This is a genomic window from Marinobacterium stanieri, assembly GCF_900155945.1.
GTDB lineage: Bacteria > Pseudomonadota > Gammaproteobacteria > Pseudomonadales > Balneatricaceae > Marinobacterium > Marinobacterium stanieri.
In genome coordinates, this window is sequence record NZ_FTMN01000005.1 from 218,063 (window position 1) to 233,417 (window position 15,355).

A 15,355-nucleotide genomic window follows, 5' to 3' on the forward strand; every position below is an offset into this window, starting at 1 on the left:
ATGCTGGCGCTGCAGGTGATCGCTGCCGTTCTGATTGATCGCTGGCTGGGTGAGCCCCGTCGCTGGCATCCATTAATCGGCTTTGGTCGCTGTGCCGGCTGGCTGGAAGCGCGTTTCAATTCGGGGCAAAACTCTCGTGTGACAGGCTTGCTGCTGGTGCTCTTGCTGGTTGTACCGCCGGTCCTTCTGGTCGCGCTTTTGGTGCAGATTCCGGTGTTGGGTGACGTGATTGCCGTGCTGGTGCTCTGGTTCACTCTGGGGCTGGAAAGCCTGAAACAGCATATTCGCCCCATTGCCAAGGCTCTGCTGCGCAAGGACATGGAAGAGGCGCGGCGTCTGACGTCCTATATCTGCAGTCGCGATGCCGCTGAACTGGACGTGGAGCGCACGGCGGTGGAATCGGTGCTGGAGAACGGCAGTGATGCCGTCTTCGGCGCCATTTTCTGGTTTTGTGTGGCCGGTGCTCCGGGGGCATTGGCGTTTCGGCTGATCAACACGCTGGATGCCATGTGGGGCTATCGCAGCGAGCGTTTCCTGCACTTTGGCTGGGCAGCGGCACGGCTGGATGATCTGGCAGGGCTGGTGCCAGCGCGATTAACTGCCTTGAGTTACGCACTCTGTGGCCATACCCGTCGGGCACTGCGCTGCTGGCGTGACCAGGCCCCTCGGCATGACAGCCCCAATGCGGGGCCGGTGATGGCTGCCGGGGCTGGCGCGTTGTCCGTGCAACTGGGTGGTCCGACCTGCTATCGCGGTGTTTGGGCCAACAAGCCGGTGTTGGGGGAGGGCGCCAGCGCTCAGCCCCGTGATCTGCCCCGCGCCCTGCGTCTGGTTGAGCAAGCCCTGGGACTGTGGCTGGTTGTCATTACGGCTGCGACCTTGCTGGGGTATTGGCTATGAGATCGGATAGTCACATCGAGTGCCCTACGGCACCCTTGCATGGTGGCCGCCTCAATGGAGCGGTAGCGCGTTATGGCATTGCGCGCGAGCACTGGCTGGATCTATCAACCGGCATTAACCCCAACGGCTGGCCGGTGCCTGCGCTGCCTGCAGAGGTGTTTAACCGCTTGCCGGAAGAGGATGACGGCCTGCAGCAGGCGGCTGCGGACTACTACGGCAACCCGGAGCTGCTGTTGATACCCGGATCACAGGCCGCCATTCAGGCATTGCCTGCTTTGCGTTGGGCCGAGTCTGGTGTCGCGCGCACAGGCGTGCTGCATCCGGCCTACGCCGAACACGCCTTTCGCTGGCAGCAGGCCGGGCACAGGGTTGAACGGCTGGAAGCCGAGCAGATCGAAGCACGGCTGGATAGCCTGGATGTGCTGGTACTGATCAATCCCTGTAATCCAAGTGCGATCAGCTTTACGCCTGAACAACTGAGAGATTGGCATGCCCGGTTAGCATATCGCGGCGGCTGGCTGGTGGTCGACGAGGCGTTTATCGATGCCACGCCGGAACTGAGTCTGATCCAGGCGGACATGCCGGAGGGCCTGATTGTGCTGCGCTCGCTGGGCAAGTTTTTTGGACTGGCAGGCATCCGTGTCGGTGCCGTCTGTGCCGAAGCAGATATCCGCGAGGCACTGGCGCGACAACTTGGTCCCTGGGCGATCAGTCACCCGGCACGATACATCGCGCGTCAGGCATTGGCGGATGTTGAATGGCATCATCGCACCCGCGCGCAGCTCCGCCAGCAGCAGGCACGGTTGCACGCGCTTTTACACGAATATCTGAATGAGCCTGTGGTCAGTACGGCGCTGTTTGCCTATGTGGTGACCGAGCAGGCGGTGCAGATCGAGCAGTCTTGTGCCCGAGCCGGTATCCTTATTCGATGTTTTGAGCAGCCGGCCGCGCTCCGGTTTGGCTTGCCGGGTGATGAAGCCCAGTGGCAGCGGCTGCAACAGACACTTAACGAGATACGTGAATGAGTGATCGACAAAAAACGCTGATGGTGCAGGGCACTACCTCCGATGCCGGCAAAAGTACGCTGGTGGCGGGCCTGTGCCGGGTATTGCAACGACGCGGCGTCGCTGTGGCACCGTTCAAGCCGCAGAACATGGCACTGAACAGCGCCGTCACGGCCGAGGGCGGCGAGATAGGTCGCGCCCAGGCCGTGCAGGCCCAAGCCTGTGGACTGATGCCCCATGTGGATATGAATCCGGTACTGCTCAAGCCAAGCAGCGATACCGGGGCTCAGGTGATCATTCACGGGCGTGCTGTGGATAACATGGAGGCGCAGTCCTACCACGACTACAAAAGCGTCGCCTGGCAGGCCGTGGCCGAATCCCATCAGCGACTGTGCCGTCAGTACGAAGCGGTCATTGTGGAAGGGGCCGGGTCACCGGCCGAGATCAACCTGCGTGACCGGGATATTGCCAACATGGGCTTTGCCGAGCGGGTGGATTGCCCGGTGATTCTGATCGCCGATATCGACAAGGGCGGTGTATTTGCCCACCTGGTCGGTACTCTGGCGTTGCTCAGCGGGACCGAGCAGGCGCGGATAAAAGGCTTTGTGATTAATCGTTTTCGTGGCGATATTGCCCTGTTGCAGTCCGGGCTGGACTGGCTGGAAAACCATACCGGCAAGCCGGTGCTGGGCGTGTTGCCCTATCTGCATGGGCTGCACCTGGAAGCCGAGGACGCCATCAGCGAAGAACCCGATATCGAACGGGCAGACAAGGTGCTGGATGTGGTGGTGCCGGTACTGCCCCATATCAGTAACCACACCGACTTTGATCCCCTGCGTCTGCACCCTCAGGTACGCCTGCACTTTGTTGGGCCGGATCAGGCCAAGCCCGCGGCGGATCTGGTGATTCTGCCGGGCTCCAAGGCGGTACGGCCCGATCTGAACTGGCTCATATCCCAGGGCTGGGATACCTATCTGCAGCGCCATCTGCGTTATGGCGGCAAACTGCTCGGTATCTGCGGTGGCTACCAGATGCTGGGCCAACGGATTGCCGATCCCCAGGGCATTGAGGGCGAGGCAGGGGAAAGCAACGGACTTGGCTGGCTACCCATTCACACGGCACTGGAGGGTGACAAAGCCCTGCGCAATGTAGAGGGGCAACTTAGTCTGGCGGGCGAGACAGTGCCGGTCAGTGGGTACGAGATTCACTGCGGTGTGACGCAGGTGGATGCATCCTGCCCGGCGCTGGTTGAGCTGGCACAGGGGCCGGATGGGGCCTGTTCAGATGATGAGCAGATAGTGGGTACTTACTTGCATGGCCTGTTCGAAACACCGGAAACGACGCTGCTGATCCTGCGTTGGGCCGGTCTGAAAGAGGCTCAGATGCTCGATTACCACCAGCTGCGCGAGGATGGCATCAACCGGCTCGCGGATACGCTGGAGCAACACCTGGATATGGACGCGATTCAGGATCTGTTGAATCTGCAGGAGGGGCAGGGGAGCTAATGCGACGTTTGCGATGGCAACTGGCAATGCTGTGCCTGCTGGCAGTATCGGGTCTGGTATCCGCCCGGCCCGAGCGGGTTGTCTCGCTCGATCTGTGCATGGATCGCATGCTGGCTCTGCACGCCGATCGCGCGCAAGTCGCGGCCTTGTCACCCATGCACAAACGTTTCCCGCTGCCCTGGCCGTTGGAAGGTTGGCCCAGCCACGATGGCTCACTGGAGCAGGTGTTCAGCCTTAAGCCGGATCTGGTTATTGTCGGTCAGCACAACGCCCTGATGTTGCGTAAGCGCTTACAAACATTGCAACAGCCGGTAGAGCTGGTGACCTTGCCGCGCAGCCTGGATGCAATCGAGGCCTATGAGCGGCGGGTGCTGGGGCTGATCGGGCGTTCACCGGATGCTGCCCACCCGGCTCCCAACCCCATGACGCCTGCTCCCGATGCACCCCGCTTGCTGCTGTTGGGTCCCAACGGCATAGGCACCGGACCCAATACCTTTGAGGATCAGATCATACGCCAGGCCGGCTGGCGCAATTACCTGACCGGTGTGCGCTATGAGCGGCTGGATCTGGAGCGAGTGGTCACTGACCCGCCAGATGCCATCTTATGGAGCAATCCCGAAGCCAAGGCGCTGGCTAGTCGGTTTGCCGAGCACCCGGCCTTGCAGCACTCGATTGCAACAGCTGGCTGGCTCACAACAGATAACTGGCGCTGGCAATGCCCCGGCCCCTGGACCTGGGATCTGATCGCGCAGCTACGACAGCAGTTGCCACAGACGGCACACACCGCTTTACCAAACTCTTTATCAGACCCTTTAACAGACAAGAGGACGCAATGACCCCTGCACTGACCCTGTTGATGCTCCTGACCGCACTGGTCTCGCTGCATGTGGGCTCCACCGATATCGCGGTGCTGGAAGGGCTCTGGCAATGGCTGCAAGGTGCAGACAGTGCCGCCGCCATTGTCATTGGCGACATCCGTTTACCGCGTACCCTGCTGGCGCTCACCGTGGGGGCGGCACTGGGCATGAGCGGGGCGGCGCTGCAGGGCTTGTTGCGTAACCCGCTGGCCGATCCGGGTCTGACCGGGGCCAGCCAGGGTGCGGCACTGGGTGCGGCCAGCGTATTCTATTTCGGCCTGTTACCGGCCGCCGGTGCGGCTGCGCCGGCACTGGCAGGACTGATCGGCGCGGGTGTGGCCATGTCGTTGATGCTTTTGCTGGCAGGGCCGTCGCGCCAGGCGATGGTGATCATGGCGGGGCTGGCAATCTCCACGCTGACCGGCGCCCTGTTGGCAGCGGTGCTTAACTTCGCGCCCAACCCCTTTGCTCTATCGGAACTGGTGTTCTGGCTGCTGGGATCGGTCTCCGAGCGTGGACTGGATCATCTCGTTATTCTGCTGCCAGCGCTGTTGATCGGCGGTGGCCTGATCTGGAGCCAGCGCCGTTTACTGCTGGGTCTGAGCCTGGGTGAACAGGTCGCGCAGAGCATGGGGCTGTCCTATACCCGCGGCAGTCGTCTGATCATTTTGGGCGCAGCGCTGCTGGTAGGTGCCTCGGTGGCGGTTGCCGGTGCTATCGGTTTCGTTGGTTTGCTGGTACCCCATCTGGTGCGGCCGTTGGTACGTAATCGTCCTGATCGCCTGCTGATCCCGGCGGCATTGGCCGGGGCTATTCTGGTGTGCCTGGCCGATATTGTGGTGCGTGGCATGCCGCCCGGGCGTGAACTCAAACTGGGCGTGCTTACGTCTTTGATCGGCGCGCCCCTGTTTATCTGGCTGGTATGGCAGGAGCGTAAGAAATGGATCTGATCTCTGTCGACCAGCTGCAGCTGGATACCCGGCTGGCAGGTGTCAGCCTCAGCCTGGCATCCGGTGAGTTGTTGGGTGTGATCGGCCCCAACGGTGCCGGCAAATCCTCGCTGCTGGAATGCATTGCCGGACTTCAGCCCTACTCGGGTCGCATTGAGCTGGAGGGGGAGGAGCTGAGCCGGGTTGAGACCAGCAAGCGTGCTCAGCGCATCGCATTCCTGCCGCAGCGCTGCCAGAGTGCCTGGGCATTGAAAGTGGTGGATGTGATCGCATTGGGGCGTTTGCCCTGGGGCGATGAAGACGCCGGTCTGATTGAGAAGGCGGCACGGCACACCGGCGTCATCGAATGGCTCGACTCCCGTGTTGACCACCTGTCCGGTGGCGAGCAGGCGCGCGTCTGGCTGGCCCGTGTGCTGGCAGGCCAGCCCGATATCATTCTGGCCGACGAACCCCTTGCCAGTCTGGATCTTCACTATCAACAGCGGGTGCTGGAACTGTTGCGCAAGCATACCCGTGAACTGGGCAGTGTTATTCTGTCCATTCATGACCTCAACCTGGCGGCCCACTGGTGTGATCGGCTGGTGCTGCTGGATGCGGGCCGTATACATGCTGTTGGTACGCCCCAGCAGGTGCTGACACCCGAAGCGATTCGCCAGGTCTATCAGGTCGAAGCCGAGGTCGACTTCAGTGGTGAGCAGCCGCTGATCCGTGTGTTGCGCTGAGTCTGAAAGGAGAACGAAATGGAATCCAACCCCTGGCAATTCAGCGCCGCCGAGCGTGATGCGGTGTATCGTGCCATTCGTGAGCGCCGTGACATGCGCCACTTCAGTGGCGAGCCGCTGGATCCTGATATCCTCAAACGCCTGCTGCAGGCCGCCCACCAGGCGCCCAGCGTAGGCTTGATGCAGCCCTGGCGCTTTATCCGCATTACCGACAGCCAACTGCGTCAGCGCATTCGCGGGCTGGTGGAGCAGGAGCGCGAGGCAACGGCCGATGCCCTGAACGAGCGCGAAGCCGAGTTTCTGCGCCTCAAGGTGGAAGGCATGGACAAGTGTGCCGAAGTGCTGGTGGTTGCACTGATGGATCAGCGTGAAAAGCACATCTTCGGGCGTCGCACGCTGCCCGAAATGGACCTGGCTTCGGTGTCCTGCGCTATTCAAAACCTCTGGCTGGCCGCCCGTGCTGAAGGTGTCGGCGTGGGCTGGGTATCCCTGTTCGACCCTGATGCATTGGGCGCTCTGCTGCAGATGCCGGAAGGCAGCAAGGCAATCGCCGTGCTCTGTATTGGGCCGGTAGATGCGTTTTATGATCGCCCCATGCTGGAACAGGAAGGCTGGGCCGAGGCTCAGCCGTTAGAAGCACTGATGGCGGAGAATTGTTGGCCGCAGCAGGACTGAAACCTTTAGTCTTTCGCCTTGGCATTCAAAATGGTTCAGCATTGCTCCAATGATGGACCGGACGACATCTGAGTGTCTGAATTCAACACTGCACATATCGCTTTGGGAGAGCTGTTGCTATGAAAATCACCGTATTCTGTGGGTCCAGCGCGGGTAACAACCCGGTGTATGTCGAGGCGGCCAAAGAGCTGGGAACCGTGTTTGCAAAGCAGGGTATCGAGCTGGTGTACGGTGGTGGTCATGTGGGGCTGATGGGCACTATTGCCGATGCAGTGCTGGAGGCGGGAGGCCGCGTACATGGTGTTATCCCGGAATATCTGCAGTCCCGAGAGCTGGCGCATGAAGGGCTGACGACGCTTGAAGTGGTGCCGGACATGCACGCTCGCAAGGCGCGCATGGCCGAGTTGGCAGATGCCTTTGTGGCCTTGCCCGGTGGTGTGGGAACACTGGAAGAGCTGTTTGAGGTCTGGACCTGGGGGCAGCTGGGGCACCATGCCAAGCCCTGTGCGCTGTATAACCTGAACGGATTTTACGATGCCCTGTTGCAGTTTGCCCGCCATATGCTGGATGAGGGCTTTATCAAATCTGCACACCTGGAGATGATTCAGCTGGCGGATACGCCGGATACCTTGCTGGCGGCACTGAAAAACTATCAGGCACCCGGTGAAAAGTGGGCCTGATCACGGGGTTTCAGCGCACCGTTTCTGACTGAATCGAGCGCAGGTAGCGCTGCGCTTCTATCTGGCCCTGATCGGCGGCCTTTGCAGCCCATTCCATCCCCGCCTCACTCTGGCCGGACGCCAGAAGATGTTGTGCCAGTTGCCATTGTGCATCGGGTTCACCGGCATCGGCGGCCTGTGTGTACCAGTACAGTGCCTGCTGCTCGTCAGCTGCTACGCCGATACCGGCACGGTAGGCATCGGCCAGCTCCAGCATACTGATGGCATCACCGGCCTCGGCGCCGCGCTGGTACCACACAAAGGCCTGTTCCAGGTTCTGATCTGTCCCCAGCCCGTTGGCATGCATGTTGGCAAGGTTCAGCATGCCCTGGCGATTGCCGCTCGCGGCCAGCGCATGGTAACGGGTAAAGGCTTCCTCATACTGACCCATTTTGTAGACGGCATAGGCTTCCAGCACCTGAATCATTTCACGGGCAATGCGTTGTTGATCGGCTGTCTGCTCAGCCTGGACGCCGACAGTGGCGAAGAGCAAGGCGCCGAGCAGCAGCCTGCGTGTCAGTCGCAATATATGCATGATCGAGCTCCGTTTTGACTTTCACGCTAGCAGCCGGCCATCAATCACGTCTGTACTACCAGAGTACCGATTCCGCCAGAAGTGACGCAGTCTGGGGGATTTTGGTGCAGTGCAGCTTTATTTCCCTGTTTTATATCTGGTTAAAAAATAGACATTTTGTTTGACATGACTACCGCTATCTGTTGATTATTGTGCAGTGCACAAAAAGATGCGGGAGGCCGCTATGGAGTCAATGAAATTGAACCTGGCGCTGCAGGGAGGCGGTGCACACGGTGCATTTACCTGGGGCATGCTGGACCGGCTGCTGGACCAGCGCCCATTACAGTTGGAGGGTATCAGTGGCACCAGTGCGGGCGCCATGAATGCGGTGTTGCTGGCCGCCGGCTGGCAGCAGGGGGGTGCCGAGGGTGCACGGGAGCTGCTGGCCCGTTTCTGGCACGGTTTGATGATGCCGGGGCCGCTGGACCCCGGTGGCATGAGCCATCACTGGTCACTCTGGTGGCGGGATATGACCAAACACCTCTCGCCCTATGATCTGAATCCCTTCGATATCAATCCGCTGCGTGACCTGCTGGAAGAACTGGTCGATTTTGACGCTTTGCGGCGTAATCCGCCGTTCAAGCTGTTTATCGCCGCGACCCACGTTGAGTCCGGTCGCCTGCGCCTGTTCCGTGAACATGAACTCACCCCGGACCACCTGTTGGCTTCGGCCTGTTTGCCGGAGTTGTATCAGGCTGTGGAAATTGAGGGTGAACACTATTGGGATGGCGGTTTTGTCGGTAACCCGGTGGTCTATCCGCTGGTGTTTGACTGCCAGGCCCGTGACCTGATGTTGTTGCTGCTGCATCCGCGCAGCAGCAGCGGACTGCCGACCCACGCCCAGGGCATTGCTGACCGGGTTGCGGAGCTGGGATTTCAGACCACCTTCCTGCGTGAAATGCGTGCCCTGGCGGCCATGAAGCAGCGCATGAAAAACCGTCCCTGGCTGCAAAGCCGGTTGGCCCGGCGGATTCGACAGTTGCGGGTATATCGCCTGGAACCGGGCGAAGGGCTCAATAACCTGCATCGTGGCAGCAAGCTCGATACCCGGCGCGATTTTCTGTTGGCGCTGCACGGTCTGGGGCAGGATGGCATGCAGCACTGGCTGCAGCAGGATGGCACTCACTTGGGTCGCAAGGGCAATTGTGACCTGGAAGCCGAGTTCCTGTAGCAGAGTTCCTGTCATCAAGGATCAAGGGTAAACTGAACCTCCACGCAATTAGACTTTATCTGCATGGAGATCTTTCCGTGATCCGACTCATTTTGGGCGGTGCTCGCTCCGGCAAAAGCCGACAGGCGGAGCAGCTGGCTCAGGCCTCAGGTCGAGATGTGGCCTATATCGCCACCGCTCAGGCCTATGACGAAGAGATGCAGGCGCGTATTAGCCGTCATCGAGATGAACGGCCTGCCCACTGGCTCACGGTTGAAGAACCCCTGCAGCTGGCTGCCACTATCCTGCAGCACCAGGCACCTGATCGCTGTCTGCTGATTGACTGTCTGACACTCTGGGTCACCAACCAGCTATTGGCTGAGGCTGATATGCAGGCCGAGCGTGAAGCGTTGTGTGCGGCGCTATCCAATGCCCGTGGCGAAATCATTCTGGTCAGTAACGAAACCGGTATGGGCGTCGTCCCCATGGGTGAGCTGAGCCGCCGGTTCAGTGATGAAGCGGGATGGCTCAACCAGTCGGTTGCGGCACTGGCCGATCAGGTCGTACTGATGGTGGCCGGTATTCCGGTACCGGTCAAAGGGCCTGCGCCGGAGGTGTCGGCATGAGCTGGGTTGAGCAACCGGCCGCAGTCCTGGATCAGGAAGCACAGGCAGCCGCTCAAGCACGTCAGCAGCAACTGACCAAACCCCGTGGTTCCTTGGGGCAACTGGAACAGCTGGCCATTCGTCTGGCTGGCATGCAGGGGCGTAGTTGCCCCCGGCTGGAGCAGGTCAGCATCGCAGTCTTTGCCGCTGACCATGGTGTGACAGCGGAAGGGATATCAGCCTATCCTCAGGCGGTAACGGCGGAGATGATTCGCAACTTTGCCCGTGGCGGCGCCGCGATCAGTGTGGCAGCTCGCGCCCTGGGTGCCCAGCTGCGAGTCTGGAATCTGGGCACCGTGGTTGAGCTGGAACCACTGCCCGGTGTCGAATCTCGTCTTATCGCCCCCCAAACAGCCAACCTTTTGCACGTTCCCGCGATGACTGATGACCAGCTACAACAGGCATTGGGTGTGGGCCGCGAGGCGGTACTGCATCTGAGCTGCGACCTGTTTATCGGTGGGGAAATGGGGATCGGCAATACCACGTCGGCCACGGCTCTCGCTGCAGCGCTGACCGGGCAGACGGCAGCTACGCTGGCAGGCCCCGGAACCGGGCTTGATGATCAGGGTATTACCCACAAAACAGAGGTTATCGAGCAAGCACTGCAGCGTCAGGGCACCGCGAACCAACCGCTGGAGCTGTTGGCAGGCCTTGGCGGCTTTGAGATCGCGGCGCTTGCGGGAGCCTATCTAACCTGTGCGCAGCAGGGCATTCCGGCGCTGGTCGATGGTTTCATCTGCTCGGTTGCAGCCTTGCTGGCCTGCCGTATTCAGCCCGGTGTGGCGGACTGGCTCATTTTTGCACATCACTCGGCGGAGCCGGGTTACGCGGTGTTGCGCCAGGCCCTGCCCTCCAGCCCTCTGCTGGACCTGGGGCTGCGTCTGGGTGAGGGCAGCGGTGCCGCAACCGCCTTGCCACTACTACGTATGGCCTGCGCCTTGCACGCGGAGATGGCGACCTTTGAGGAAGCCTCGGTGTCGGAGAAGAATGAATGACAACACTGCATATCGACCTGCTGCGCCATGGCGAAACCACAGCGGGCAAGTGCTTTCTGGGTCGAACGGACGCCCAATTGACTCCGGAAGGCTGGCAACAGATGCTGAACAGCATGCAGGGCCGTTCCCCGGATGATTATGACTTGATCTTGAGCTCTCCCATGCGCCGTTGTGCCGATTTTGCCCGGGAGTGGGTGGGTGATCATCGCTGGCGCCTGGAACCCCGTTTACGGGAGTATGATTTCGGCGACTGGGATGGCTTTACTGCGGCCCAGATTCATGCCCAGTCACCCGATCTGTTGGGGCATTTCTGGAGCGACCCCTGGCATTCTGCGCCGCCCAATGCTGAGCCTATGGCCGATTTCTTTGCCCGTCTCACCGATCTGGTGGAACTGCTGCAGCAGGGGCGTCAGGGGCGTACCCTGTTGATTTGCCATGGCGGTGTGATTCGTGCCTTGCGCTGTATTTTGAACGGGCTGCCGGTCAGCGAAATGCTGGCGTTTCCGGTGGAACACGGCAGCTTGCACCGCTTGCAGGGCGTGTCACGGTGACCGCCCACTGGCAGGCGTTTCTCTGTGCACTCCAGTTCATGACGCTGTTGCCGGTGCGTCTGGCGGGCATGCCCGATGCTGCCACTCAGGCACGGGCGGCGCTCTACTACCCTCTGGTCGGACTCTGTCTGGGCCTGGTGCTGGTTGTGGCGGCAAACCTGCTGGCGGGCTTGCCCACGGCCGTTGCGGCTGCCGTTCTGGTGGCGCTCTGGGCCGGACTAACCGGAGGCCTGCATCTGGATGGTCTGGCCGACAGCGGTGATGGCTGGATGGGTGGCCTTGGGGATCGAGAACGCACCCTCAGGATCATGAAAGACCCGCATCTTGGGGCCAGTGGCGCCCTGGTGTTAATGCTGCAATTACTGCTCAAGTGGAGCCTGCTGAATGCCTTGCTGGAGCAAAGCCTGCTCTGGCCTCTGCTGCTGGCACCCCTGGTGGGGCGGGCCGGTGCTCTGGCTCTGATGGTAACCACGCCCTACGCGCGGGCAGACGGTATTGCCGCACCTTTTCTTGATCAGCTGTCACCGTGTAAGGCTCTGACGGTTGTTGCCATTGCAGGCCTGGCCCTGCTGTTGCTTCAACCGCTGGGGCTGCTGTTGTCCATAGCCTTGTTCTGGTTGCTGCGGCGGCTGATGATGCAGCGTTTGGGTGGCACTACCGGTGACACCCTGGGTGCGCAGATCGAACTGCTGGAAACCTTGATGTTATTCAGCGCGGCACTGAATCTGGCATAAGCCAGAGTAGGGATTAGCGCTAGAGGCAAGCCCTGTATAAGGGTAGACTGATATGATGTATCGATGTCCAGGGACGGGCGTAGTTGCTGTCGATCAGGAGAAGTTGCGCCCGTGAAAGCCCCCGGATATCGGCTGTTACCCCTGAAGGTGTTGCTCGTGCTGGCATTGCTGGCCGCAGGCATCTTTCTGGTGCTGCGGCCCGGCTACCAACATGAAGTCGAGCTGCAGGACCGTGCCCGTCAGCACCGGATGCAGCAGCTGAAAATCGCTTTTGACAGCTTTATCCAACAGCGTCGCCATGACCTGGAAGTGCTGGTCCACTCGCCTGCCCTCGCCCTTTATCTGAATCAAAACAGCAATTTCCATGCTGATTTGGCTGCCCATACTTTCCTGTCTGTATCTGCATTGCACGGTCACTATGACCAGATAAGATTTATCGATAATACTGGCCAGGAGCAGATCCGCGTCAATCGAGACATGGGCTACAGCTACCTGGTGGAAGAAACGGAGTTGCAGAACAAGCAGCATCGCTACTATGTACAAGCGGGTTTGTCCCTGGCACCGGGTGAGGCCCTGCTTTCCGAGCTGGATTTGAACCTTGAGCACGGACAGGTGGAAATGCCGCTGAAGCCGATGCTGCGCATGGTCGAGCCTGTATTTAATCTGAAAGAGCGTCAGGGCATAGTGGTATTGAACATCTATGGTGCCGATCTGCTGGAGAACCTGCAGTTGGCGTTGCCTGAGGCGCATGAGGTGGTGCTGTTGAACGCCAGGGGAGGCTGGCTCGCCGGTGGTGGTGACAAGGACTGGCAATTTATTCTTGGTGGCCCGGAGGCCTACCTGTCAGAGAAAAATCCGGAGCTTTGGCAGCACATTGAAGCCAGTGAAGAAGGGCAGGTTACCCATGCGGGTGATTGCTACAGTTACCGCTGGTATCGTGCGGAGGGACGTCAATTGCAAGCACCTCGCTGGTTACTGGCCGAACGTGCCTCGGGTCGTGCCTGTGATGCACTTTATACGCAGTACCGGGATCACGGTATTGGCCTGCTTCTCTTTTCTGCGATGGTGTCGTTGCCGCTGGTGCTGCTTTGGGTGCATTGGCGCCACCGTTATAGCCATGCTCGCCAGCGTACCGAAATGAGTGAACAACAGCTTCGGCTCATCACTGATCAGGTCGGGCAGGCCCTGATTGTTGTGGACGGTCAAGGAAATGTCAGCTGGATGAATCCCGAAGCCGAGCGTGTGCTAGGCTGGTCCGAAGGCGAATTGAGTGGGCGCAACCTGCATCAACTGGTTCATGTGACATCGGATGGCAAGATGCTGCATGAAGGCGAGTGTCCCACCATGTTGACCTTGCGAACCGGGCAGCGTCACCACACAGAACATAGCCTGTTTCGCAGCCGTCAGGGCGATATTCTGACGGTACGCTTGACCGTAACGCCCTACGGCAATGCGCTTGAGCGTGGTGCCATTCTGTCATTCAGCGACAACAGCCAGAACACCGAGCGCGAACGCCGGCTGCGGCACCAGGCCAGTACCGATGAATTGACCGGTGTGCTCAACCGCCGCGCCACCCTGGCACGCATGCAGTCATTGATGGATACAACCGGCCCGGTGGGAGTAATGCTGCTGGACATTGACCTGTTCAAGCAAGTGAATGACAACTACGGCCATGCCGCAGGCGACCAGGTGTTGATCCATTTTTGCCGAACTATCGGCACGCTGGTCAGACGAGAAGACCTGTTTGGTCGTATTGGTGGCGAAGAGTTTCTGCTGGTGCTGGCCGAGAGTGATCCTCAGGGCCTGTTACAGTTGGCCGAGCGGGTGCGTCAGGCTGTGCAGTACAGCCCCTGTCTGATGGATGACATTGAGGTACCGGTTACCGTCAGTATTGGCGCTGCCGTGCAACAGGGTGAAGAAGAGGTGGATACCCTGATTGCCCGTGCCGACCGTGCCCTTTACCAGGCTAAAAACCAGGGGCGCAACAGGGTCGAATGGAGCCCAATGTGAGTGGGCAAGCAAATTAATCAATGGACAATGCGATGACACGGAACTTGATAGGCCCCCTGTTAAGTCAGAGCAGTGATGGCATCTATGTAATTGATCCGGAGAGCGGCCGCATTCTGGATGCGAACCAGGCAGGCTGTGCTGTATTGGGCATGACGCTGTCGGAGCTTCTGGGCGAGAGTGTGCTCAGCCTGAACGAAGACGTCAAAAGTGGCGGGCAGTGGAGTGATATTGCCCGTGTGATACGAGAGCAGCGCAGTTTTACCTTTGTTGGCCGTCATCGTCGCAGGGACGGGAGTGATTTTCCTGTCGAAGTAGTGACCGATCTGGTTGAGCATGACGGCCAGGACTATTTCCTTTCCGTGGCACGTGACCTGAGCGGCCACCAGCGTCACAGTCAGCATCTGCTGGATAATGACCTGATCCGCACGCTGTTGATGAACGAATCCAGTGATGGGCTCTGGGACTGGAACCTCGAAGACAACAGCCTGTTCCTCAGTCCTCAGTGGTTCCGTATGCTGGGCTATGGCCCCCAGGAAATTGCCACGCCTACTCTCAAGACCTGGTCCGAGGCCGTTCACCCCGAGGATAAGAGCCGCGTCATGGCAACTCTGAGCGGTCACCTCAAGGGCAATACCTCGCGTTATTCAGCCAAATACCGTCTGCGCTCCCGTGATGGCGAATATATCTGGGTGCGTGACCGAGGCATGGTAGCGGCCCGCAATAACGCCGGTGAGCCGATCCGCATGATCGGGCTGGTGCTGGATATCAGCGAAGCCGAACAGCGTGCCGCTCAATTGATGGAGCAGGCCCGCCGTGACTACCTGACACAATTGTATAACCGCCGCGCAGGCTATGAGCAGTTTGAAGCTCAGCTGGCGCAGTGTCGGGACAAACAGTTGGCAATGCCGGTCGTTATGCTGGATATTGATCACTTCAAACAGGTCAACGATGCCAATGGTCACCTGGCCGGTGACCAGGTGATCTGCCAGCTGGCCGCTCTGGTCAGTGCCCACCTGAAAGGTGACGAGCAGTTGTTTCGCTGGGGCGGAGAAGAGTTTCTGCTATTGCTGCCGGGCCTGAGCCCTGAACAGGCTTGTGAACGTGTTGAAAGCATGCGCCGGGCGCTGCAGGAACAGGGCTGTGATATTGAAGGCAGTGGGCGCTTGGCGGTGACCTTCAGCGCCGGTATCAGCGCTTATCCACAGGATGGTGAAAGTATTCGTGAACTGGTGCATGTGGCGGATGCGGCTTTGTACCGCGCCAAACACGCCGGTCGCAATCGCGTGATAATGGGGGAGTCACAGCTTTGCAGTGCGTGAAGCGCTCCCGGTTCAGCCAGGTGAA

General features: G+C 59.9%; 16 protein-coding genes. 15 read left to right on the top strand and 1 reads right to left on the bottom strand.

Annotated elements, in window-relative coordinates; translation table 11 throughout:
* The 8 genes from cbiB (at nt 1) to BW956_RS12875 (ending at nt 7,293) form a co-directional block, all read left to right on the top strand.
* The gene (cbiB, locus tag BW956_RS12840; RefSeq protein WP_076463072.1) at nt 1-900 is read left to right on the top strand and encodes an adenosylcobinamide-phosphate synthase CbiB; all 900 of its coding nucleotides are present in this window, start codon (nt 1-3) and stop codon (nt 898-900) included.
* Nucleotides 897-1,925 (top strand): threonine-phosphate decarboxylase CobD, encoded by a 1,029-nt coding sequence (cobD, locus tag BW956_RS12845; protein WP_175612013.1) that lies wholly within the window; start codon nt 897-899, stop codon nt 1,923-1,925. Before cbiB ends, cobD begins: the two co-directional genes overlap by 4 nt.
* Complete coding sequence (locus BW956_RS12850; RefSeq protein ID WP_076463074.1) at nt 1,922-3,409, top strand: cobyric acid synthase; 1,488 nt, start codon at nt 1,922-1,924, stop codon at nt 3,407-3,409. Before cobD ends, BW956_RS12850 begins: the two co-directional genes overlap by 4 nt.
* Nucleotides 3,409-4,245 carry an ABC transporter substrate-binding protein gene (locus BW956_RS12855; protein WP_076463075.1) on the top strand — a complete coding sequence of 279 codons (837 nt, stop codon included), beginning with the start codon at nt 3,409-3,411 and terminating at the stop codon, nt 4,243-4,245. The genes BW956_RS12850 and BW956_RS12855 overlap by 1 nt, the downstream gene beginning before the upstream one ends.
* A complete protein-coding gene (locus BW956_RS12860; protein WP_010324875.1) occupies nt 4,242-5,216 on the top strand; it encodes a FecCD family ABC transporter permease in 975 nt (324 codons plus the stop codon). The genes BW956_RS12855 and BW956_RS12860 overlap by 4 nt, the downstream gene beginning before the upstream one ends.
* Complete coding sequence (locus BW956_RS12865) at nt 5,207-5,938, top strand: ABC transporter ATP-binding protein (protein WP_010324874.1); 732 nt, start codon at nt 5,207-5,209, stop codon at nt 5,936-5,938. Before BW956_RS12860 ends, BW956_RS12865 begins: the two co-directional genes overlap by 10 nt.
* 18 nt (nt 5,939-5,956) lie before the next feature.
* Nucleotides 5,957-6,613 carry a 5,6-dimethylbenzimidazole synthase gene (gene bluB / locus BW956_RS12870; protein ID WP_010324873.1) on the top strand — a complete coding sequence of 219 codons (657 nt, stop codon included), beginning with the start codon at nt 5,957-5,959 and terminating at the stop codon, nt 6,611-6,613.
* A 119-nt stretch (nt 6,614-6,732) separates the two neighbouring features.
* Nucleotides 6,733-7,293, top strand: a complete 561-nt coding sequence (locus BW956_RS12875; RefSeq protein ID WP_076463076.1) for an LOG family protein — start codon at nt 6,733-6,735, stop codon at nt 7,291-7,293.
* A 10-nt stretch (nt 7,294-7,303) separates the two neighbouring features.
* Here the strand turns inward: BW956_RS12875 and BW956_RS12880 are convergent, their stop codons facing one another.
* On the bottom strand, nt 7,304-7,867 hold the full coding sequence (locus BW956_RS12880; RefSeq protein ID WP_076463077.1) for a tetratricopeptide repeat protein: 564 nt from the start codon (nt 7,865-7,867) through the stop codon (nt 7,304-7,306).
* Nucleotides 7,868-8,090: 223 nt separating this feature from the next.
* On the opposite strand from BW956_RS12880, the gene BW956_RS12885 reads away from it, so the two are divergent.
* The 7 genes from BW956_RS12885 to BW956_RS12915 all read left to right on the top strand — a co-directional run bounded on the left by BW956_RS12885 (nt 8,091) and on the right by BW956_RS12915 (nt 15,330).
* Nucleotides 8,091-9,077 (top strand): patatin-like phospholipase family protein, encoded by a 987-nt coding sequence (locus BW956_RS12885; RefSeq protein ID WP_076463078.1) that lies wholly within the window; start codon nt 8,091-8,093, stop codon nt 9,075-9,077.
* A gap of 77 nt (nt 9,078-9,154) precedes the next feature.
* Entirely contained in the window at nt 9,155-9,682 is a 528-nt protein-coding gene (gene cobU / locus BW956_RS12890; RefSeq protein WP_076463079.1) for a bifunctional adenosylcobinamide kinase/adenosylcobinamide-phosphate guanylyltransferase, read from the top strand.
* Entirely contained in the window at nt 9,679-10,716 is a 1,038-nt protein-coding gene (gene cobT / locus BW956_RS12895; RefSeq protein ID WP_076463080.1) for a nicotinate-nucleotide--dimethylbenzimidazole phosphoribosyltransferase, read from the top strand. The genes cobU and cobT overlap by 4 nt, the downstream gene beginning before the upstream one ends.
* A complete protein-coding gene (locus BW956_RS12900) occupies nt 10,713-11,267 on the top strand; it encodes a histidine phosphatase family protein (protein ID WP_010324867.1) in 555 nt (184 codons plus the stop codon). The genes cobT and BW956_RS12900 overlap by 4 nt, the downstream gene beginning before the upstream one ends.
* Nucleotides 11,264-12,001: an adenosylcobinamide-GDP ribazoletransferase gene (cobS, locus tag BW956_RS12905; RefSeq protein ID WP_217695126.1), complete on the top strand. Its 738-nt coding sequence runs from the start codon at nt 11,264-11,266 to the stop codon at nt 11,999-12,001. The genes BW956_RS12900 and cobS overlap by 4 nt, the downstream gene beginning before the upstream one ends.
* 111 nt (nt 12,002-12,112) lie before the next feature.
* Nucleotides 12,113-14,011 carry a sensor domain-containing diguanylate cyclase gene (locus BW956_RS12910; protein ID WP_076463081.1) on the top strand — a complete coding sequence of 633 codons (1,899 nt, stop codon included), beginning with the start codon at nt 12,113-12,115 and terminating at the stop codon, nt 14,009-14,011.
* 32 nt (nt 14,012-14,043) lie between these two features.
* Nucleotides 14,044-15,330, top strand: a complete 1,287-nt coding sequence (locus tag BW956_RS12915; protein ID WP_076463189.1) for a sensor domain-containing diguanylate cyclase — start codon at nt 14,044-14,046, stop codon at nt 15,328-15,330.
* Nucleotides 15,331-15,355 lie beyond the last annotated feature (25 nt).